Raw genomic sequence first — 21,991 nt, forward strand, 5'->3', positions numbered from 1 at the left:
ATGCGTTCAATCCTTTCCGTTAATTGCTTGAATAGGTTCGTCGTCTTCTTTATTTTCGCGGTAGGCGCCGGGAGTCGTGCCCGCATACTTCTTGAATACCTTCGCAAAGTAGTGTTTGGTGTCGAAGCCGACCTGCTGGCTGATTGCGCAAACCGTCAGCTGCGGCTGCGTTTTCAATAGTTTCTGCGCCTCCCGGATTCGCAGCGAATTCAAGTAATTGACGAAGGTATCCCCCGTCTCCTTCTTGAACAAGCTGCTGATATAATTCGGATGCAGACTCATGTGTTCCGCGAGATGATCGAGGGACAAATCGTTCATGTAATTCAGCTGCAAATAGGCCAGGATCCGTTCGGCATGCCGGCTGTACTCCGAATCCGTTGCGGCCGGAAGCTCCTCCTTGACGCGGCTCAGCAGCCCCGCGATCTCCTTTTTATCCAAGGGCTTCAGCAAATAATCCACAACACCCGAGCGAAGGGCCTGGCGGACATATTCGAATTCGTCATAGCCGGTCAGGATAATAAATCGGTCGCATAATCCCTCAAGCCTGGCATCATGAATCAGTTCAAAGCCGTTCTTCTCCGGCATGTTGATATCGGTTATCGTTACATCGGGCATAAAGCGCTTCATCGTCTCTAATGCTTCCCAGGCGTTGAAGGCCGAACAAATGTCTGAGCCGGCCGGCGCGACCTCTTCTACGATTTTAACTAACCCTTTCAGAATCAAAGGCTCGTCGTCTACGATCAGTATCTTCAACGTCCACCACCGTCCTTTTCACGATAACAATGCGCAAGCTGGTTCCTTTCCCCGGATCGCTGATGATTTCCAGCCGGGATTCGGCCCCGAAGTAACCCTTGACTCTTTCGTTAACGTTTTTTAAGCCTACGCCGACCGGTTCATCCTCTTTTTTGAACTCATCATGCCTGGACAACCGGTCGCGCAGCTCGAGCAGCCTATCCGGCGCAATCCCGTTTCCGTTGTCGTTAACGTCGATCGTAACTTCTTCCTCCGTTTCCGATGCATGCAGCCGTATATGAACGGGGCGCAAAACGGCGGATGCTCCATGCACGATGCTGTTTTCGATAAGAGGCTGCAAGAGAAAACGCGGACAGGCCAGCCGCCCGGCGTCAAGATCAACTTTGATCTCGTAGGTCAGCCGGCTTTGAAGCCTCATCTTGTGGATGCTCATGTAAAAATCGACCATTTCGATTTCCTTCGCGAGAACCGTTTCTTGCTGCGCGGACGTCAAGCTGTACCTCATCAGTTTTCCGAACCAGAACGAAATATCGGCAACTTCCTTGTCGTTGTTGGCTTCGGCAACCATTCGGATCGTTTCGAGCGTATTGTAGAGAAAATGGGGCTTAATCTGTGCTTGCAGCACCTGGTAAGCCGCTTCCTTGTTTCGCAGCTCGGCGCGGTGGACATTGTTAATGAGTTCGTCCATTCGCCTCACCATAGAATTATAGGCCCCGATCAAGAAACCGATTTCGTCCTTTTCGAACTTGCCGCTTTGGATCGTCAGCACCCTCAGGTTATCGTCGTTCAGCGTGCGCATATGCCTGGCCAACCGGAGTATTCGCTTCGTAATCGTCGAAGCCAGCAAATAATAGGCGATGGACAAAGTTAATAATAGCAGCACGATGATCGTCACTAGGACAATTTCCTTCTGCTTCACGGAACGGAATACCTCTCCAACCTGAGCCGTAATGATAACGCGAACGTCCAGCGGCTCAAGCTTCAGTTGATTGACGATCGTTGTTCGGTCAATGAAGAAATCCCGCCCCTGCTCATGCAGTAGACTGAGCGTCTTATGGTCCAATCCAGCCGCTTCGTTCGTCAGCAAGTTGCCTTGCCCGGACATCAGGGCGGCTTTCCAATTCCCCTCCACGCCAGCGGCGGCATAGAAGTTGCGGATTAAGCTGTTGCTAACCCGAATTTCGAGGAGGCCAATCCGTTCCGTAATTTGCGTATTGTAGATGTACTGGTAATAAATCAAATCGGGTTCCGACACGTTCGGATCGGCCCGCAGCCATATTCCCTGCCCCGCTTTCAGCGACGAGACGGTAGCCTCTGTCTGCGGATCCAGCATGGACCTGTCCCGAAACAAATTGGTTATGGGCAGCACCCGATCCTTCATTTTATAGATCACGATAGATTCGATCTCCGGATTGGCGAACATCGATTGGCTGTACAGAGGGAGAATATATCGGGTCAGCGCGTACACGCTGTCCGCGTCGGAATCGTATACGCCGTCCAGATAATCGGTTAGGTAAGGATTGTATTGCAGTACCCGGTGTACCGATTGAATTCTAGCGAAGTCCGTTTTCATATTGGCGTAAGCCTGCTCCAGGATCTTCTGCCTGCTCTCTACGAATTGTTGGGTCAAGTTTCCATAGATCTGCGTGTAATAGTGATAACCGAAAGCGATAACCGGGATAAAGATCATAATGACGTATCCAAGCACGATCTTGCGCATGATGCTCACGGCAGCATTTCCCTCCAAATAAGGAATCCATATATCGTAAACGTATCACGTACAAAAAAATTCCGCTAGAGTCTCATTGCCCCGGAGCTATCGGTCGCAAGACGATCCTTAACTTCCTCCATAAGCCGCTCTTCCGTCCGCCGCAAAGGAAAAGCTTCGTTCCGAAGCCGCTAACCCCGACCAGTCGAAATACACGGAATACGTTTCCTCCTCGACTCTAAATAACGGAATGAATCTGGCTTGATTCCCCCTGTCGTCTTCAACGGTAACCTCCAGCTTACCATCCTTTATGCTGCCGGCCAGCCTCTCAGCGATATTCCTATCGGATATCCCTGTCAATGGCTGTTCGTCACCGACCCTGGCGAGGAGCACATTGCCGTATAGGAGAGCTGATTCCGCTTCCGATCCCGGAAGCGGAATCAGCCTCAAGGAAGCTTCGATTTCAATATCCATTCGATCCCCATTCCGAAATAGGCGCTCGACTACGATATACCCTTCTTCCTTTTGAAGATGGATACCTTCGTCATTGAATCTTATGTTCTTGATAGCTTTTTCCTTGAACATCATCCGAAGCTCCACCGGCTCATCCGTTTCAAAATGCAGCGCGGAAATCAGACTGTCGGGAAAACTCGTCCGCTGATGGATAACGATTCCGCGCTCCTTCCATGCTGCCTTCGAGGAAACAAAAGCATTAAGAAGAATGGCGTTTCCGTTCCTGAACCAGATGTTTTTTTGCAGTTCGCTCATTGCTTCGATCCCTGATCCTGTGCAGCACCAGAAGGAATGATACGGTTCGCTGAATTTTTTCACCGCATTTGTTCCGAGCGGCTGATGGTATTGGGAAAGACCGGTTTTGGCGCTGGCGCTATTCAGGATCGCGTTATACTTCAAAGATTCCAGATGATCCAAATACCCGATCTCCGGCGACCATTCCAGCAAGCGCTCCACTATTTTTTCCGTATTATGCGCGCAGCAGCTTTCGCTTTCTCCGCCGGTCAGCGCATCCGCCAATTCACCATAACCGCCCCAATGCTCCGCTTTCTCCGATACTCCGCCCTGGATAAAGGCTGTCGCCTTGGAGCTGTTGTTTCCGTTCGCGAAGGTTCTCCCCATCAAGAAATCGTAGAAATGGAGCGCCGATTTCTTATAGGAATCTTCTTCTCTTATCTTGTAACGGTGCATGCATGCAAGGATCATCGGAAGGTGAGTGTTGGCATGCAGGTCCTCCAATACATCCCGGCCTTCCGCAAGCGGCCAGAGCCAGTAATCCCTGTCAAAAAGATGGGCCAATCCGAGGAGGGCGGCATCCCCGGTCAACTCGTATAACGTATAAAGGGAGTCTCCCAAACCGCCAAACTCGTTTACGGGATTTAGTTTCGTGCAGCGAAGAATGCCATCGATTTTCCAATGGGAGAGATATTCGAATCTTCTTCGGATATAATGCGCGAGATTGACCGCAAGCTCCAGTGCTTGCGTATTTTGCAAGTATACATAGCAATCGATCAAGCCCTGCATGATTTTGTGCAGGGTATAATAGGGAGCCCACACGTCACGGTTCTCTTCGAGCTCCAGCACGTCAAGCTTCTCCTCTTCGAAGGCGCTTAAATAGCCGCTGGGCTGTGCGCACGCCTGCATGACGTCGACAATTTCATCCGCCATTGTCTTCAACGTTCCATCATGATCGCCATAAGCGAATTTAGCGCACGCGGACAGATAATGTCCGACGAAGTGTCCTCTTAAGCCGCAATCCGGTGCCTCCCAGCCGCCGAGCGGTTCCGCTGTGGATGATATTCCCGCATTAATCTTGAACGTGTGCATAAGACGCTCAAGATCAAACTCTCGAATATATGTTTTTGCATGTTCTCTCCTGGAAGCAAAAACATCGTCGGTTAACCTGACTTCGTCCAGTTGAAACGAGATGAACATATCGTTGAGTCTCCTCCTTCCGCAAACGCGAATTCCGGCTAGGACGGATGATAGCATACAAAGTCCGGCGGCAACGCATCGCGCTGCTGCCGGACTTTGTCTTATTTATTAAACAGGTCTTTCTTCTTCTGATAGGTTTGGTTTGCCCAATCCACCAAGCGGTCCAAGCCGATCTTCTCCGCGTTCTTCACCATGGTCTCGTAGTTTGCCACGGCTTCTTCTTCCGATTTCGCCAAATAAATTTTGACCTTCTCGTTTTTAATCATTTCGTCGATCTTCGTTTTAATCGTCTTCTCTTCCGAATCCGGCTGCAATTGAATCAAGCCAAGCTCCGGTTTGTATACCGTAAATTCTTTTTTCTCCATCAAGGCTTTCGTCTTCTGAGCCCCCGGTACATAGCTCAGCATTCCTTCCGTCACGCCATCGTTGTACAAGTACCACCATTTGATACCGTTGCTGTTCACGAAATCGGCATCGGACGGATCATATTTCAAATTCGGATAGCCCTCGTCGTTCCAAGTCCAATGCTCGCCTTCGACGCCAAACATGGTTAATTTCTTTCCTTCGTCGCTCGCGAGGTATTGAAGGAATTTGATCGAAGCCTCGGGATCCTTGTTTTTCTTCGTAATGAACGTGCCTGCGAAGCCTAGTCCCGAGCTGACGGCTTTCGCATTTTTCGAAATGGCGCTAGGCAGCATTTGGAATTTATAAGATCCGCCCGCGTTCTTGACCTTGATATTATCCATGTCGGCTATGCTGACCGTATGGCTGTGCGCAAACGCCTTTCCGCTGGTTGCATACTGATCGTCGATCTGATCGTTCGTATAGGCGAAGTTCTCCGCCAGAATATCCCCTTCGCGGTAAAGACGGTTCATGAATTTGAAAAATTCCAGCATTTCCGGCTGCCTTATCGCATAATCTACTTTTCCATCCCGCTCGTACCAGCCGTCCAGAAGACCCTCGACTCCGAACTGCTGCAGGAAATATTGCTCAATCCAATCCTTATCCATGATCAGGGGAACCATGTCCGGGTATTTTTGTTTGACCATGCCGAGAACCTTTACGAAGTTATCGATGGTGTCAATCGGCGGATTTCCCAGCTCCTTCAGAATATCTTCGCGCACCGCGATACCCGGGTTTCCGTCACTTCCTAGCGAATATTTGTTCTGAGCCATTTCCTCCTGGGTTGCGAAGGAATTGCGCACGGTGTAGAAATTGCCGTCATCCATCGTGTGGATCGCAATTCTTGTCGGATCGATCTTAAAATCCGGCGCATATTTCTCGATTAGTTCATTCCATGGATAGGAAAGCTTCGAATCGGACATCCGGTCGATGTTGGCATACGTAAAGACCAGATCCGGAAGATCGCCGGATGCGATCATCAGCGGAAGCTGCTTGTCATCCGTAGCGACCGTTACTTTCAGCTTGATTCCCGTCTTTTCGGTAATTTTCTCGGCAACGGATCCCTTCCATTCTTTTACCGGATACCACGAGGCATCGATAAACAAGGAAAGCTCCTTCACTTCGTTGTTTTTTGCGGGCGGTTCCGAGGATGTTTCGGACGGATTAGCGGTACCCGCGTTTTCCTTCTGGCCGTCATTGTTGTTATTGCCGCCGCATGCGGACATCAGCGCTATCGTCATCATAAGGATGAGCGATAGGAGCAGAGCCTTCTTCCCTTTGTTTCTGTTCAAAGTAACCCCTCCAACAAGTGATGTTTATATTAAAGCAAACGCTTTAATATCATGCCAACAAAAAATCAGCCCTTCACGGAACCCAGCATAATGCCTTGAATGAAAAATCTTTGAAGAAACGGATAGACGCATACGATAGGCGCGATTGAGATGACCATGGCCGCTACCTGAAGCGAATAGCTGGTGACGCCCGCCGAGGCACTGTTCGCAACCGCTATCGCATCCATCGGAGCGTTGCTCTTATTAATAACCTCCATCATCCGGAATGCTAGCGTCCGTAGACCTTCAGACTGCACGAAGTACGCGGAATCGAGCCATGAGTTCCATTGACCAACCCCCAGGAATAGCGACATGGTTGCGATTAGCGGCATCGAGACGGGCAGCATGATCCGGTAGAAAATAACAAGCTCGCCGGCCCCGTCCATATGAGCCGATTCTTTTAATTCGCTCGGAATTTCCCGGAAGAACGAGATGGCTATGAGCAGAAAAAACGTGCTCAGCATGGAAGGAATGACATAGACGCCAAACGTGTTCAGCAATCCGACGGAGCGCAGAACGACGTAATACGGAATCAAACCGCCGGAAAAGTACATCGCGAAAATGATGACCGTGAAGTAACTTTTGCGGAAAAGCAGATCTCGGTGCGAAAGCCCATACGCGACCAAGCAGGTAAAAAGGACGCCCAAGGCGGTTCCTGCAAGCGTTCTCATAATCGTGACCAAAAATGCGCGGTACCAGTGAGGATCATCCAAAAACCTCGCGTAATTTTCAAAGGTGAAGGTTCTCGGCCATAGGTAAACGCCACCGAGAAGCGAATCGGTTCCTTTATTGAAGGAAAGAATCAGAACGTAATAAAACGGATAAAGCATGGATAACGTCAGAATGGCTAGTAGTGCATAAACCAAGACATCCATGAAACGATCTTTTTGTTTCTGGCTGAGCTGCATGCCGGCTCCCCTTTCCTAGAATAGACTTGAACCCGAAGTGCGTTTGGCAATGTAGTTGCTGGAGAAAATCAGAATGACGGAAATGACGGATTGAATCAAATCGATCGATGCCGCATAAGAGAATCTTCCGTCTCTTAATCCGACCTTAAACGCATAGGTTTGCACGATCTCCGAGGTTGGATTGTTGATGCTGTTGCCGAACAGGAAAGCCTGCTCGAAGTTGGAGCCGACCAACCCTCCGCCCAGAATGCTTCCGATTGTCAGAATAAGCACGACCACGATCGTTCCTTTCATTCCGGGAAACGTTATATGCCGAATTCGAGCCAAGCGGCCCGCTCCGTCGATCTGCGCGGCTTCGTACAGCGACGGGTTGATGCCCGCTATAGCGGCCAGGAAGATAATCGTCCACCAGCCCATTTCCTTCCATACGGCGCTTCCCGTCGCGAAGCCCCAGAAGTAATTGGGATTTGTTAGTACGTCAAGCGGTTTGTCGATCAAACCAAGTCCTAAAAGTGCCTTATTGACCATCCCGACATCCGTAGACAGGAATGCGAAAGCGATCCCTGCGACGACAACCCACGAAATGAAATGGGGCAAATAGCTGACCGTTTGAACAAAACGCTTAAATTGCGCATTCTTCACTTCACTCAATAGAATGGCAAGCAATATGGGAGCCGGAAAAGCGAAAAAGACTTTCAAAAGACTCAAGACCAGCGTATTTCGAACGATCATCCCGAACTGGTAGTCGTTAACGAATTCCTTGAAATGCTTCAACCCCACCCATTCGCTCGTAAAAATGCCCTTAATTCCGGTTGAGATGGAATACTGCTTAAATGCCATTAGAATGCCGAACATCGGCGTATAGGCAAAAACCAGCAAAAAAATCATGCCTAGCCCAACGAACAGGTGCAGCGTTTTTTGTTTTTTAAACCGCTTCCATAACTGTGCTCGTGCTTCTGTTTTTCCCGTTGTTCCCGTTACCCGAGTACCCAACTCCATAACTGCGCCTCCTTTGTTTCAGTGTACCCGCCGGGACCAAGCCGTCGAAAGCCAACATTTTTAAGAAAGCGTTGTCATTTTTTAAGATCGCTACAAAAAAGACAATCCACGCTATAAAGTGGATTGTCTTAATAACTTCCAGCCATTGTCGCCAGCGGTCGGCCGCGCCACTCTATCGCTTCGGTTTATCTGTAAAATAGAAGCCGGTTGGCATAGGCATTGCGATAGTCCGTTGGGGTTAATCCCGTAATCCTCTTGAAGCTATGCATGAACTGATGACTATCCGGGTAACCAAGCTGTTGCGATATCTCTTTAATACTCTGATTGGTATCGGCCAAAAGCGATTTGGCGGCATCCATCTTCTCCTGAAGCATAAATTGTTTCAATGGAACTCCTGCAATCTCAGAGAAAAGAAAGGACAAATACTTGGCATTATAACCAAAATGCTCAGCCAATTGGCTGACCTTCAGACTCTCCTGCCGATTCCACTTGATATAATCCACAATGTCGTTATAAAGCTGCTGCTGCTTTAACTTTTTGCCCGATTGGTTCTGAATGAAATAAAGCTGATTATACAACTCGCATAATATTCCGGTGGTCAAATAATTGTTGAGTGTCTGCTCCCGGTAGCTGCGGACGGAATCCTGCAGCTGCTTGAGCAATACGATCAATTTATCCTGGCTTCTGAGCGTCCCTTTCTCCGGAATCCATACCTTCCCCGGCTCATAGCCCGGATCATGATCTTCGAGCTGGTAACCGTCCTGAACCGCAAAATGAAGCCAATAAAAGCTGCAGTCAGACTCTCTGTAACCGGCTTGCTCAGCACCCGGCGGCATTAGCAGAAAGTCTCCCTCGTTCAGGATATGGCGCTCGTTGTCCTTGGCTATATATAACGTACCTCTGGTTTGAATAAACAGCTCAAATTCGTGCAGCATGCGGTGCATGTGCCTCCACTCCGGAGTTGGTGCCACAAATTTCCCGGTCATTACCAGGGTTACCGGCCGATCTACGCGGAAGCTGAAGCTGGTCATGAAACACCACCCTTTCTGCCCTTTTTACACCTCATTGTAGAATAAATCAAACAAATCGGATAGATCCCTGCGAATTAACTTCCTTTTTGACACATAATCAAACCTTACGCCATTTACCGGGACCGCCAGCTAGTAATAAGCTTTTATCATATTCGCGAGAGGATGATGTTCATGAAGGCATTAACAGGCAGTACGGCTTTGAACCATTTTGAGCTGAACCGGGTGAAGTTGTACAGTGAATACCAAACGAACGCCTTTCAGAAAGAATTGGATTATTTGCGCAGCTATGACGTGGACCGGCTGCTTGCCGGATTCAGGGAGACTAGCGGCCTGCAGCCAAAAGCGGACAAGTATCCCGGCTGGGAGAATACCGAAATCCGCGGGCATACGTTAGGTCATTACTTAACGGCCGTATCCCAAGCCTATGCTCAAACGCAGGATTCCGGGCTGCTGGAGAAACTGAAATACCTGGTTGCGGAGCTGGCTGAAGCACAGCAGGAGAACGGTTATTTATCCGCTTTTCCAGAGACGTTGTTTGACAATGTGGAGAACCGAAAGCCGGCGTGGGTTCCTTGGTATACCATGCATAAAATCATTGCCGGGCTAATTGCCGTCTATCAGGCGACCAAGCTGCAGCAAGCTTACGAGGTTGTGAGCCGCCTAGGCGATTGGGTTGCGGACCGTGCCTGTTCCTGGTCGGAGGAACTTCAGGCTACCGTTCTGGCGGTCGAATACGGCGGCATGAACGACTGCATGTATGATCTGTACAAGCTCACCGGCAACAACCTTCATCTGGAAGCCGCTCACAAATTTGACGAGATCAGCTTGTTTGAAGCGCTTCGGGAAGGAAAGGATGTACTGAAAGGGAAGCATGCCAATACCATGATTCCGAAGTTTATCGGTGCCTTGAACCGTTATTTAACGCTTGGCGAAAGCGAACGCGGCTACCTGGAAGCGGCGGTTAACTTCTGGGATACGGTCGTCTATCATCACAGCTATCTCACTGGCGGCAACAGCGAATGCGAGCATTTCGGAGAACCGGATATTCTGGACGGCAAGCGCTCGGACGTCACCTGCGAAACCTGTAACAGCTATAATATGCTGAAGCTGACGAAAGAGCTGTTCAAGCTCACGCAAAACAGCAAATACGCGGATTTTTACGAGAGAACGTATATTAATGCCATTCTTTCTTCGCAAAATCCGGAGACCGGCATGACGATGTATTTCCAGCCGATGGCCACCGGTTACTTCAAAATTTACAGCTCGCCATTTGAACATTTCTGGTGTTGCACGGGTACGGGAATGGAGAGCTTCACCAAGCTGAATGACAGCATCTACTTCCATTTGGACCATAATCTTTACGTCAATCAATTCTACAGCAGCAGACTGGATTGGACGGAGCAGCAAACCGTTGTCACGCAGACGACTTCGCTGCCGCATAGTGATCTTGTCCATTTCACGGTAGGCACGGATAGTCCCAAACGGCTTGCTATTCATATTCGTGTCCCTTCTTGGGCAGCCGGAGAAGTCGACATCTTGCTTAATGGGGAAACGGTACCTGCTTCTGTGCAGCAGCAGTATGTCGTTCTTGACCGGATCTGGAAGGACGGGGATACAATAGAAGCTCGTATTCCAATGAAGGTTTCTTTCTCATCCCTGCCGGATGCTCCACATGTCATTGGCCTGCAATACGGTCCTATCGTTCTAAGCGCAGCGCTTGGCAAGGAAGATATGGTGGAATCAAGAACCGGGGTTATCGTTAACATCGCGACAAGAAGGATAGCGGTTAAGGATTATATCGTACCTCAAGGGATGAGCGTTAAGGATTGGTTCAGCCACTTCGATAAGCATATCGTCCGTCTTGGGAATGAACTGGCCTTTGCCTTGAAAAATACGGATATGGACGAACGGTTGATCTTTACTCCCCATTATCTGCAGCACCACGAAAGATACGGTATTTATTGGAGCTTCCTGGATGATGAATCCGAGGAATTGCGGCAGCATACGGAGGCCGTGGACCGGGAACGCAGATTAAAAGAATCAACGATAGATTCCGTTCAAGCGGGCAATGATCAATATGAATTGGAGCATCGGATCGAGGGCGAGCGCACGCATGGCGGTACGTGGGAAGGATTAAACGGAAGAATGGCGGAAGCCGGGGGATGGTTCAGCTACCGGATGAAGATCCAGCCGGATGCAGCGTTAGCGGTTACCTTTAACCGAATGCATACGAACAGAAGCTTTGACATTTACGTCGACGATAAGCTGCTGGCGACCGAGAACTTTCCAGACGTATGGAAGAGAAGCTTCTATGAAAAACGGTTTGAGCTCCCCTATGCTTTAATAGCAGGCAAAACATCCGTAACCGTTAAATTTATTCCGAATGGGAAGATAAACGGCATTTATGGCGTTCTAAGGACAATCAAACATACGAATGATGAAAAATAATGAATAGGACGCTTCTGGCATTAGACCAGAGGCGTCCTTTTTTAAACGCTTGTATTACTTATAGAAATAATGGTATAGGCGATGCATCAACACGGCCGTTTCCGCCCGCGTCGTCCACGCTTTCGGATTGATGCTCTGATTCGACCCGCTCACGAGCCCCGCATGAATCAGTCCGGCAACGCTGTCCTGCGCGTATCCGGCGATGCTGCCGGCATCCTTGAACCCGCTTAACGGTTCCGCTGGCGCAGGTACGGCTTTATTCGCGAACGAGAGCGCTTTGGCGATCAGCACCATCATATCTTGCCTGGAAATGGCATCGTTTGGACGGAACTGATTGTCGCCGGTGCCCGTAGCAATGCCCATGCCGCGCAGAACAGCTACCGCTTCGGCATAATACGCGTCAGCCGCCACATCGGAAAATGCCTCGCCCTTCGCTCCCTGCAAGCCCATCGTTCTGACGAGCAGCAACGCGAAATCCGCCCGGCTTACGGAAGCCCCCGGCCGATATTCGGTCGCGGATACGCCGCTTATGATCCCTTTGGAAGCCATCACTTCAATAGCCGATTTGGCCCAAGCGAATTTACCCAGGTCATTAAACGTCTTTTGCACGAAAACGACGGCGTATTTGCCGGAATTCGTCGCCTGGAACAACACGGACCCCGTCGCCGAATCGTACCGGCCGCTAGGTACCGCAAAGACGTTTCCTTGTGCGTCCATATACCAGATCGTAATATGCTCCGGATTGGCCTTTTCCTCCGCCGTCGGACTATAAGGGATGCTGATCGTCGCAGGCGCGTTCGGATTGCTCCATTCGATCTCCCGTCCGCCGCTGCGAACGCTCCAATCGATAACGGGACGGCCGCCGATTTGCGCGCGCAGTTTGTCATCCAATCCGCCGGTGTCGGCTTGCTCGATGAGAAATTCGATATTGCCATTAGGCAGATTGCCGTTCGGGAACATACTGCTCGTCACGGTTACCGTCCCGAGCGGCGTGGAAATGTCGATCTGCACACCCTCGGCGGTAGCCGTGAACGCGACAGCAGGCAGTTCCAACGCGTGAGATTTGCTGCCGGGCACCCCTGTCAATGCCAATTGAATCTTTTTGAGACCTCCGCCCGCCGCCGTCGCCTTGGTGACAGCCTTCAACCAGGTGGACTCGTCGATTTTCCATACGACACGGCCCGTCGAGCCATCGACTTTTGGCGTCGGCTTGATAACGACTTTACCGCCTTCCTCGGTTATGACGACAGGCTTATCGTCTCCGGAGCCGCCCGTGCTTCCCGGGTTGGTGCCCGGGCCCGGATCGCTCGGCGCCGAGACCACCTTCAAGTTTGCAATCGCGTTTGCGTCCTGATCCGCGACGTTCATGGCGCTGTCCACGGTTTTTACTTTTTTCAGCTCAACCGTGCCGCTTCCCGCTGCCGTCGCCTCAAAGACCATCTCCGCCAGCACGACCGTTCCGGACTCCCCGGATACAGGTCCGACTTTCGTAAACGCCAAAACAATTTGGCTGCCTTTCACGGCAGGCGCAACGGCATAACCGAATCGGTCGCTGGATGCGCTTTTGAATCGCAAATGATCGGTGTCGAACGTCGCTTGAAGCTCTGTCGCGTATACATCGGACAGCTCCTGACCGATCACCTGGACTCTGACTTCACGGCCGGCGACCGGCTCGTTGTTCGAAACGGAAAGCGTGTACGACGAAGCGGCGTAAGCGACTTCAGCCGCCAAGGAAAACCCGCTTAACAGAATCGAGCCGGCCAGCAAAAGACTGAAGCAGACGAATTGAATTTTTCTCAGCCCCGTCATCCTCTTTGTATGTAGCATTCGCCAACATCCTTTCCAAATGGATAGGGGAGGAAGGCGCGTCAGCGCCTCCTCCCGAACAACTTCGCCTATCGTTAAATGATGGACCTGATTCGTTTACTGCGAATTTCCCATGATGCGGTACGCGACCGCTGCCAGATCCTGCACCCCGATCGGACGCGGCGTTGTAATGCCTAGCGCCTTGTACAGCGGCCAATTGACGTCCGTGCTGCTTTGCCCGTAATATCTTCCGATGACCGCCAAATCTCCAATCGTCAACACGCTTGATCCGGACAGCGTTTTTAGCGATCCGTCGAATTCGGATATCGCTGCCGTCAACTGCGCTGCCGCTTCTCCGATTCCTGCCTGGGACAGAGTCGGATCAGCCAGCGCGGCGTTGGCTGCGGCCAGCTTCGTTTGCAGCTGCGCTTTCGAGCCAGATGCGTATTGTCCAAGGAAAGAACCTTCTATCGCGCCGGTCAAGCGGCTGTCGGCCGTGGCAATCGCCGCTCTAAGAGCCGTCTTGTCGGTAACCTCGATCACTACATTATGGCTGGTCGAGCTTACCGGCGTTTCGGTAATGCCGTCCGAGATGATGACCTTTTCCACCGTTATGGCGTTAAGCTCGACAGTCGCATCAACGTTTTTGGCCTTGAAGCTCAGCTCCAGCAGGTTGTCGGTATTGGAAATTGCCTGGCCCGCGCCGGCCGCAAGGAACCGGATGTTGGCTTCACCCTCGCCCGAAGCGCCTTCCTGGTCAAGCACGATCGAGAACCCGTCTACCAGGGAGATGCCCGACACGTATTCCACCTTCGCAGGGTCGTAACGAACGGACAGATCGATCGCGTAAACGTCGGATGTCAAGTTGTTCAAGCCAAAGTTCAATTTGAATGCTTCCCCGGATACGACGGAAGCCGGTCCGCTCAGCAACGCGCCTTCTTGACCGCTGATTGCAATCCGTGCGCTGCCGCTCAAACCGGAGCCGACGGCTTTCGCCGTTACTTTCACGACGCCGTTCTTTTTGGCCGACAGCAATCCCGTCTCGCTGATGATCGCCGCATTGGTATCCGAACCGTCCTCTGCGGTTACCGACCATACGGCAGGCACTCTTGCCATCATTTGCAGCGTACCGTCCTTCGTCGTAATGGAAGTCGCGCCGGCTTCGCCGGAAACCTCCAGCTCCTCGGACAGTTGAAGCGCTTTGAATGCGCCGCGCAGCGCATAGTATGAGTTGTCCGCCGCTTCCTGACCGATTCCGCTATTCGCAACGGCAGCTTGGGCCTCGCTTAAAGCGCTTGCAAAATCGTTCCATGAATCGGTGGTATAAAGCGTATCGTCCAGGTAGTTGACAGTCCCTATGAAGGAGGTCAGCAGCGTTTTGTCGACCGCCACAGGGGTAACAGGGTTCGCGGAACCGCCGCGGCCGGCTTTGACCTCGTTAAAGTAAGCTTCTACTTTCGAAACTTCTTCAGCTGTCAGCACCCTGTCATAGATCAGAATCTGTGCGACTCTGCCCATGAAGCGGAAAGGAGTTGCGGCCGCCATCGAGTAGCCTACGCCTAGATCCGATTTGTTCCCTTTAAGCGCCTTCGCATTGGTTCCGGGGGTGCCGATGACGTTATTATCTACGTAAACGGCTCTATTGGTTCCGTCTAGCTGAGCGCGAACGCTGACCAGGCCGTCCGTGGCGGTTGTCGCAATTTGCTGCCCGCCGCCCGATACGCCTCCATCCGCGTTACCAAAACGGATGTTAACTCTGTTTGTTCCCACGCCGAGATTAATGCCGCTCCAGCCGTCATTGGCAGCCCATGTTTGGTAAGCCTCGTTCAATCCGAAATAAACAAGGCCGTTTTGGTCGCTGGAGTTGTTGGCTGTGGTTGTTGGTCTAACTAGCGTGTAAATCGTCATCTGCGTGCTGCCGTTATAATCTTTAAAGCCTGCAGCCTTGAGCGGCCTCGAGTTCGCGGCAAAATCCACATAATCGTATACATCGTTCTTTAATGCAGGGTTGCCGGTTGGCGTTCCAAGATTATCGCCGCCGCTGCCGGGAACGCTCGCCGGGACAAGCTTCGCCGGGACGCTTCCCATATTTGTCCATCCGGTTACGTTGCCGCTGCCATCTTTTTCCACACCCTCATCGGCTTTTAGCCATAAGTCAAGACCGTTTCTAGGAATATCGGCAGGCGTCTTATCGCTCACCACAACGCGGGCGTGCGACTGACTCAGCACTTCTCCGTCTGCCGCCAGTACGTAAATAATGTACGGACCAGGCAGCATTGGGGCGGTCATCGCGAGCATATCGCCCGAAGCTACGGTTTCATCGTCGCCTCCATCGAAATGCCCGCCGCTCGACGAGGAAATCCATATCTTTTTAGTCGAGTCGTCCAAATCGATAGCAAATCTCACTTGCCCGCCAGGTGCTACCGACACATCCGCCGGGAGCAGCCTGTTGGCCACCGATACGGTCGTGGTAAAGTGGATGGTCATGGCATTCGGTTCGGTCGGCGTGCTGGCGACCAAGGTCCAGCTTCCTTCGGTGGCGATTTTGTACCCGCTCGCCACGGGATTGCCGTTAAGCGTATAGGTGTAATCTTTGCTCAAAGTCAGTTCAAGAGGCCGTACCGCTGAAACTTCGTAATTTTCCCCGTCCGTCACATTGATCGCTGACGCGTTCTGGTCGACGTAAACCGTATACTTGGAAACGGCCGTCTCTCTGCCGTCTGCGTATTGGATATAGAGCTTGTATTCACCCGCGGCAGAAGGAGCTTTGATTGACTTTTCGTTGCCGGCAGCTTTCGTCATCTTATTGCCTTCGTTGAAGACCGTTGTGTTCGCGGGGGCGAGCCAGACCGTATCTTGCGCATTCAGCAGGCCTCTGCGGTTCAGCTTCTCGCCTTTACCCATGATGACATTGGAAGCGAGCTCAAACTCGGTATCCGCAATGAGGCTTCTTGGGATCATATGGGTGTATTCGTTGGTAAGACCCGAATTCAGAACGATCTCATTGCCCTTAACCGGCCAAATGCGGGCTTCGCTTTTGTAATTGTCGTAAGTAATCCTAGGAGCGCCATTCTGATTGTTAGTTCCGTCCACGTAACCTCCGACGGCAATCATGTCGCTTTTGCGCTTCCAGTTGTTAAATTCGAAGAGACGGCTTTGACCCGGTGCATGGGAAAGCTTTGACTGCACGACGTTGCCGATCATCTTGATGAACGTGCTGCCTTCGTCGGGATGGAATCCGTTTGTCCAGTTGTTGGAGGTTGTAGGCTTGTCGGTTGGATTCGGGTTAAGGAAGTTGTAGTTCATCTCGGTGAAATTCGTCCAGTTGTCGGGATTCCAGTTGCTGTTCTTATCGGTGACGGGGTCATTGGTCAAATTATTGACGGTGTCCCATGTTCCTCCGCCCGGCAAATTACCCGGATCGCCTTGGCGTCCCAGCGAGTAGATAGCTCCGGAATCGTTAACGACCGTGCAAATTTCCTCTATCCGGTTATAGTTTATTTTGTTGTTTCTTGAGGTTGTGGAGATGATCGGAGATCTTGCGACGCTTGTTTCATGCGTACCGTGGTAAGGGCCGCCGGTCTTGTTCGTACCTTGGGCGGTAAAGCCGAACCCATCGTACTCGTCCCAGCCCCAGCCGATGCTCATCGCGCCGTAAGTGGTGTCGTAAATGTAGTTGTGAAGGACCTGCATGTTCGTCGTGTAGAAAGAGGCTAGCGCGTTGGCGCCAGGAAATCCGTAGCAGGTTCTGTACAAAAAGTTATTGGTAATATAAATATTTTCCGGTACGGCTTCCGTACCCGCCGCAAATTTTTCTTTATCAACGCCAGCCCAGTTCTTTATTGGCGTACCGGAGACGGAAACGCTGGATTCCTGCTTAATCGGCTCATCGTTCTCATAGATATGCTGCGGATGTCCGACCACAACGCCGGAAGCGAGCGTATCCACGATATAGTTGCCCGTGACCTCGATGTTCTTGGCATCGTTTTCAATATGGATGCCATTAAATCCGGCAAGCCCGATCTCGCCGTTCAGAACCTTAATGTTCCTCGCCGCGTTGATCATGACGACGGCAGGCGGGATGTCATACCCCCGGTAGAACGTTTCATGCCAGTTAATGCTGCTTGGGAAGTAAACTTTGTTTACGATCGAGCCTTGAACGGACGCGTAGCCGCGGGAGCTCGTCGTTACCGGACCGGATCCGTCGCTAAGCGTGTAGGTGCCCGTCAGTTCAAACAGTTTGTAGTCGGTATGGGCAAATGTCAGCCCGTTGAAGGTGATGTTTTTGACGCGTCCGTCATCCGAGCCCTCAATCGGATTCAACCGATCTCCTACAGGGATTCCTCTAATGTCGAGGACCGTCTCAAGCTTTGGAACAACTACGTCGGCGGTATTAATATCTTCGCCGGCCAGCGGAATGTAATAGAGCGTGCTTTCCGCCTGGTCGAAATAGAAATCTCCGCGTTTGTTAAGGAACTCGAAGGCATTGCGGATGACTTGATTGTTGCCAGGATTGTACTGCGTGTTATTGCCTAAGGACTGTGAAATCGCTCCATACGGCATTTGGAACCGGAGCATGACGCCGCCGGGTTTGTTGCTGGCTGCCGGTGCTTGCTCAATCGACGCGAAAGTGACGAAAGGTCTCGCCCATCTGGCGGTGGAGCCGCCCATGCTTTCGGCTTCGATATTCTGGGGGTTTTTCGTTTCCGTCGTCAGACCTACGCTGGCATCGAATACGATGCCGGCCCGAATGTTGCTGCCATTCTGCCAAGCCCAAGGGTTATCGGCAGAGGTAAAGCTGACGGTGGGGGTGCCCGTGACGGTTCTGTTTGAAGAAGCGATCTGCGTGCTTGTCGTCATGTTGGCGCGCTTATCATTTACATAGATCGCGCGCAGCTTATCGCTCCGGTTAAGGGTCGTTTTATAGGCCTTCAAGCCGCCTGTCTGGGTTAGGCCAACAGCTTCCGTCCATACGCCCTTTTCCAGCATTTCGCCGCCGCTGATTACCGGCTTCGCTCCCGGTGCCGCTTCATAGCGAACCGTGCTGCTTGCGCTGCCGGAATCTTCCTTGGAGAAAACCAAGGTTTCGTTAAGCGGATAGTATCCGTCCGCAATTTGAACGACGATATCGCCGCCGGTCTTAGGCAGCGTCCTTACGACTTCTTTTGCCTTGGCAATCGTTTTATACGGCTTATCTTTGGTTCCGTCACCCGTGCTGTCATTGCCATTCGTTGCAACATAGAGGGTAGTACTAGCGGCACCGTCGGCCGAGACTACCGACCTTGATAAGGGCAGCATGGAAAATACCATTACGAAAGTCATGACCCAAATGAATGCTCTTTTTCTCACTTCCATAATACCTCCTTGGATGTAAGTAAAATGTTATACACATGGCTGCCTAAGCGGTATGAGCGAGGCTATTTCAGAATAGCCCCGGCTGTCAAAGCATTTTCGATCTTCTCGTTGCCTACCAAATAAACGATAATCATAGGCAAACTGGATAACAGCATACTCGCGCCGATCAACCCCCAATCCGTAACTCCCACATTGACAAAGAAACCAAGCAACCCCACGGTTAGCGGCCGAAATTGATCCTTGGAGGCAATAATAAAAGCAAGCGGGAATTCGTTCCAGATCCGAATGAATATAAGGACGCATTGCGTAACCAATGCCGGCATCACGATTGGAAATATGATTCTTATATAGGTCTGATAGACATTCGCGCCGTCTATGCATGCCGCTTCCTCCAGCTCCTTGGGCAACGAACGGAGAAAAGCGTACAGCATAAGAACGCAGGAAGCGATGGCGAAGCCGGAATACGGCAGGATAAGACCTAGATAGCTGTTTTTGATATGCAGCGCTTTAACCAGCTGGAATAAAGGAATAACAACGACCTCGATCGGGACGATCAGTCCCATGGATACGTAAAACAACACCGCCGAATTAAATTTCCATTGCATGCGGCTGAGGCAATAGGCCAGCATGCTTCCCGTCGCCAGCGTTATGACAATCGTCCCCGCCGTATAAATCAGGCTGTTCTCGAAATACGTATAAAAATGATATTTGGACAACGCTTCGCTGAAGTTCAGCCAATCCAAGGAAGACGGTACGCCAAAAGGATTGCCGTAAGCTTCGCTTTTGGACTTCAACGACATCGTTAACATCCAGTACAAGGGAAACAGAAACGTGCCTCCGACGGCTACCCAAAACACTCGACTTAATACTTTCAGAAAACTCCCCCCTAGCTTAAAACTCTAGTTTTTCCCTAGCTACGTACCTTTGAATGACAAAGGAGATCAAGAGGCATTCCAGAATAAAGATAACGGCGATCGCGGTGCCTTTGCCAAACTCGGAAGTATCGAATGCCGTATAATACATCTGGTAGATGACCGTCCTGGATGTGTCGCCCGGGCCTCCTGCCGTCATGACCCGCACATGCGAGTAGAAGGCCATCGAGCCTAAGGTGGACAGAATAAGTACGTATTTGATGACATTCTGCAGCAAGGGGATCGTTATTCGCAAACAGACTTGAACGAAATTGGCACCGTCGATCAAGGCCGCTTCATAATAGCTTTTGGGTATGGTCTTGATTCCCGTATAAAACAGCATCGCGTTGAGACCGATATATTGCCACAGGAAGGTAACCCCGATGCTCGGCATGACCGTTTTCTTTTCCGTCAGCCACGAATGCGTCCAGGAGCTCAGCCCGAGCGATTGGAGTATGCTGTTAAACAATCCCCAGTTCGGTTCGTAGAAAGCCAGCCAGATCTGCGCAACCACCGTGACCGACAAGATCGCGGGGAACATCGCCGCCGTCTTGAAGAAGCGGCGAAACCTAGGGGTTTGAGCATCCATAAAAAGCGAAAGCATCATGGAGAAGGGCAGCCCAAGCAATAAGGAGATGCCTACGATAAGGTACGTATTTTTATGGGCGCTCCAAAAGGAAGGCGAAGCCATTACGTCTTTGTAATTATCCAAACCGACAAATCCCAAATTTCGAAACCCGTCATGCTTATGCAAGCTCATCCAGATCTCCGGCAGCAAGGGGTATACGCAGAATACGGTAAACAGCAGCAAGGCCGGGGAAGCAAATACAAATATGGACATTTTGGTGCTAAAGTACTTGTTCATCGCTCTCTCCACCGTTTAATTTGTGTCTAAATCCCCCCGGGATCAGCCGAAGGGGATTTAGCTGTCATCGCCTCTTTGTTACTTGTTAAACCACGTATTCTCGCTCCAAATCTTGTTCATCGCGGTATTGAAATCTTCGGCAGCGTATTCGCCCGTCAGTAAGTTCGCTCCTTGCGTAGACACTTCGGCAGAGGTTTTCGCATCTATCGAATTAAGAGCGAAAGACGCGATTTTATTCGGGATCGGATTATACCAGTCAACGAACTTCTGCATAAGCGGGCTTCTGTTATTTGCCTGATTGCCGGTCTGCAAGGATATTGGCGCTCCCGTGGATTCGAAGTACAACGCATCCTGCATGGCCAGGAATTCGGCAAGCTTGACGGCCTCATCCGGATGCTTGGTTTTCCCGTTTACCGCATAGCCGTTAACCGGTGAGCCCCAGAATTGCACGGTCTGCGAAGGATCGTACTTATCGCTTGCGCTTGGGAACGGGAAGAAATCAACCGTTTCGTCTTTTGCCAGATTCGGCAGCTCCCAAGTAAACATCATTAGCATTGCCGCTTTTTTGGACGTAAACATCTCCATCGCCGGACCGTAATCCAGGTTGGCAATGCCGTCTGGGAAGACGCCTTCCTTGACCATCGTCTCTATACGGGCCGCACCTTCCTTGACGGATGGATTGGTAAAGTCCGTTTTGTTGCTGACGAGATCCGCCATCGCCTGCGGGTCCCCGATTTGAATCATTTGCTGCAGCATGAAGAGCTTCGGCCCCCATCCGTCCTTGCCCGGAGTTACGGCCGGAACCATGCCTTTACCCTTGAGCGTCTTCGAGGTTTGAATCAGCTCGTCAAACGTGGTCGGCACCTTCACCCCTGCTTCTTCAAACATGTCTTTATGGTAAAAGATGACGGGGGTGAAATACGTATCGGCTCCGGAGGAGAGGCTGTAAATCCCGTTATCGACATGCTTTAACGCATCCGGCACCGCATATTTGTCCAAGAAGCCGTCTTTGGAAATATAAGGGGTCAGATCCAGAATGCTGCCCGTATTCTTCAGCGGGGTAAAGTAGCCCGCATCGCTCCAGAATACGTCCGGCATATCCCCGGAGGAATTCAACGTCTTCAATTTGTTGGCCATATCCTCGCCGCCGCCGCCGGGCTCAAACTCGACTTCAAGATTGGGAAGCGCTGCGGCAAGGTTAGGCTTGATGTATTTTTCCATGATGTTATTGCGATTCTCGTCCGTCGTAATCGTGATAACCCTCATTTTGATTTTTTTGCCGTCCGGCGCCGCGGTCTCCTTATTATCTTCCGTGGTTGCTGCCGGGGCCGACGGATTGTTGGACGGCTGGTTGGAATTTGCGTTGTTCCCGCTTCCGCATGCCGATGAAACCAGTAAAGTACTTGCCATAAGCACCATGGCCGCTGCCTTAGACTTCGTTACCATTGATATACCTCCCCTATTTGTCGAAACGGATACCGGTTGAATTCAGCCGTTGAAAGCGGTATCAACCTTAACCATGAGCTA

General features: G+C 51.1%; 13 protein-coding genes. 1 reads left to right on the plus strand and 12 read right to left on the minus strand.

Translation table 11 applies throughout. The annotated features are described in order from the left end of the window. Positions 1 to 6 precede the first annotated feature (6 nt). The 7 genes from PJDR2_RS21535 to PJDR2_RS21565 form a co-directional block, all read right to left on the minus strand. Positions 7 to 753 carry a response regulator transcription factor gene (locus tag PJDR2_RS21535; protein WP_015845839.1) on the minus strand — a complete coding sequence of 249 codons (747 nt, stop codon included), beginning with the start codon at positions 751 to 753 and terminating at the stop codon, positions 7 to 9. Then, the gene (locus PJDR2_RS21540) at positions 701 to 2,473 is read right to left on the minus strand and encodes a histidine kinase (protein WP_265525201.1); all 1,773 of its coding nucleotides are present in this window, start codon (positions 2,471 to 2,473) and stop codon (positions 701 to 703) included. The genes PJDR2_RS21535 and PJDR2_RS21540 overlap by 53 nt, the downstream gene beginning before the upstream one ends. Before the next feature lie 117 nt (positions 2,474 to 2,590). Beyond that, complete coding sequence (locus PJDR2_RS21545) at positions 2,591 to 4,408, minus strand: beta-L-arabinofuranosidase domain-containing protein (RefSeq protein ID WP_015845841.1); 1,818 nt, start codon at positions 4,406 to 4,408, stop codon at positions 2,591 to 2,593. 101 nt (positions 4,409 to 4,509) lie between these two features. Next, positions 4,510 to 6,102, minus strand: coding sequence for an extracellular solute-binding protein (locus PJDR2_RS21550; protein WP_015845842.1), 1,593 nt, complete (start codon positions 6,100 to 6,102; stop codon positions 4,510 to 4,512). 65 nt (positions 6,103 to 6,167) lie between these two features. Then, on the minus strand, positions 6,168 to 7,049 hold the full coding sequence (locus tag PJDR2_RS21555; RefSeq protein ID WP_015845843.1) for a carbohydrate ABC transporter permease: 882 nt from the start codon (positions 7,047 to 7,049) through the stop codon (positions 6,168 to 6,170). A 15-nt stretch (positions 7,050 to 7,064) separates the two neighbouring features. Then, a complete protein-coding gene (locus PJDR2_RS21560; RefSeq protein WP_015845844.1) occupies positions 7,065 to 8,048 on the minus strand; it encodes an ABC transporter permease in 984 nt (327 codons plus the stop codon). A gap of 185 nt (positions 8,049 to 8,233) precedes the next feature. Next, on the minus strand, positions 8,234 to 9,079 hold the full coding sequence (locus PJDR2_RS21565; RefSeq protein WP_015845845.1) for an AraC family transcriptional regulator: 846 nt from the start codon (positions 9,077 to 9,079) through the stop codon (positions 8,234 to 8,236). A gap of 171 nt (positions 9,080 to 9,250) precedes the next feature. Here PJDR2_RS21565 and PJDR2_RS21570 point away from each other — a divergent pair, with 171 nt between their 5' ends. Then, positions 9,251 to 11,527 (plus strand): beta-L-arabinofuranosidase domain-containing protein, encoded by a 2,277-nt coding sequence (locus PJDR2_RS21570; protein WP_015845846.1) that lies wholly within the window; start codon positions 9,251 to 9,253, stop codon positions 11,525 to 11,527. A 54-nt stretch (positions 11,528 to 11,581) separates the two neighbouring features. On the opposite strand, the gene PJDR2_RS21575 is transcribed toward PJDR2_RS21570, so the two are convergent. From PJDR2_RS21575 to PJDR2_RS21595, 5 genes are all read right to left on the minus strand, one after another. Beyond that, on the minus strand, positions 11,582 to 13,354 hold the full coding sequence (locus PJDR2_RS21575; protein ID WP_015845847.1) for an S-layer homology domain-containing protein: 1,773 nt from the start codon (positions 13,352 to 13,354) through the stop codon (positions 11,582 to 11,584). A 96-nt stretch (positions 13,355 to 13,450) separates the two neighbouring features. Next, on the minus strand, positions 13,451 to 18,688 hold the full coding sequence (locus PJDR2_RS21580; RefSeq protein WP_015845848.1) for a cohesin domain-containing protein: 5,238 nt from the start codon (positions 18,686 to 18,688) through the stop codon (positions 13,451 to 13,453). Positions 18,689 to 18,750: 62 nt separating this feature from the next. Next, positions 18,751 to 19,488, minus strand: a complete 738-nt coding sequence (locus tag PJDR2_RS21585) for a carbohydrate ABC transporter permease (protein ID WP_265525067.1) — start codon at positions 19,486 to 19,488, stop codon at positions 18,751 to 18,753. 91 nt (positions 19,489 to 19,579) lie between these two features. Continuing rightward, positions 19,580 to 20,464: a carbohydrate ABC transporter permease gene (locus tag PJDR2_RS21590; protein ID WP_015845850.1), complete on the minus strand. Its 885-nt coding sequence runs from the start codon at positions 20,462 to 20,464 to the stop codon at positions 19,580 to 19,582. Between the two features lie 78 nt (positions 20,465 to 20,542). Continuing rightward, positions 20,543 to 21,910: an ABC transporter substrate-binding protein gene (locus tag PJDR2_RS21595; RefSeq protein ID WP_015845851.1), complete on the minus strand. Its 1,368-nt coding sequence runs from the start codon at positions 21,908 to 21,910 to the stop codon at positions 20,543 to 20,545. Positions 21,911 to 21,991: the final 81 nt, after the last annotated feature.

It is taken from the genome of Paenibacillus sp. JDR-2 (assembly GCF_000023585.1).
In the GTDB taxonomy this organism is placed as follows: Bacteria; Bacillota; Bacilli; order Paenibacillales; family Paenibacillaceae; genus Pristimantibacillus.

Coding starts and splice junctions, on each gene's coding strand:
- PJDR2_RS21595 (WP_015845851.1), bottom strand. CDS start 21,910: ATGGTAACGAAGTCTAAGGCAGCGGCCATGGTGCTTATGGCAAGTACT.
- PJDR2_RS21570 (WP_015845846.1), top strand. CDS start 9,251: ATGAAGGCATTAACAGGCAGTACGGCTTTGAACCATTTTGAGCTGAAC.
- PJDR2_RS21540 (WP_265525201.1), bottom strand. CDS start 2,473: ATGCGCAAGATCGTGCTTGGATACGTCATTATGATCTTTATCCCGGTT.
- PJDR2_RS21560 (WP_015845844.1), bottom strand. CDS start 8,048: ATGGAGTTGGGTACTCGGGTAACGGGAACAACGGGAAAAACAGAAGCA.
- PJDR2_RS21545 (WP_015845841.1), bottom strand. CDS start 4,408: ATGTTCATCTCGTTTCAACTGGACGAAGTCAGGTTAACCGACGATGTT.
- PJDR2_RS21590 (WP_015845850.1), bottom strand. CDS start 20,464: ATGAACAAGTACTTTAGCACCAAAATGTCCATATTTGTATTTGCTTCC.
- PJDR2_RS21565 (WP_015845845.1), bottom strand. CDS start 9,079: ATGACCAGCTTCAGCTTCCGCGTAGATCGGCCGGTAACCCTGGTAATG.
- PJDR2_RS21555 (WP_015845843.1), bottom strand. CDS start 7,049: ATGCAGCTCAGCCAGAAACAAAAAGATCGTTTCATGGATGTCTTGGTT.
- PJDR2_RS21575 (WP_015845847.1), bottom strand. CDS start 13,354: ATGCTACATACAAAGAGGATGACGGGGCTGAGAAAAATTCAATTCGTC.
- PJDR2_RS21580 (WP_015845848.1), bottom strand. CDS start 18,688: ATGGAAGTGAGAAAAAGAGCATTCATTTGGGTCATGACTTTCGTAATG.
- PJDR2_RS21585 (WP_265525067.1), bottom strand. CDS start 19,488: ATGTCGTTGAAGTCCAAAAGCGAAGCTTACGGCAATCCTTTTGGCGTA.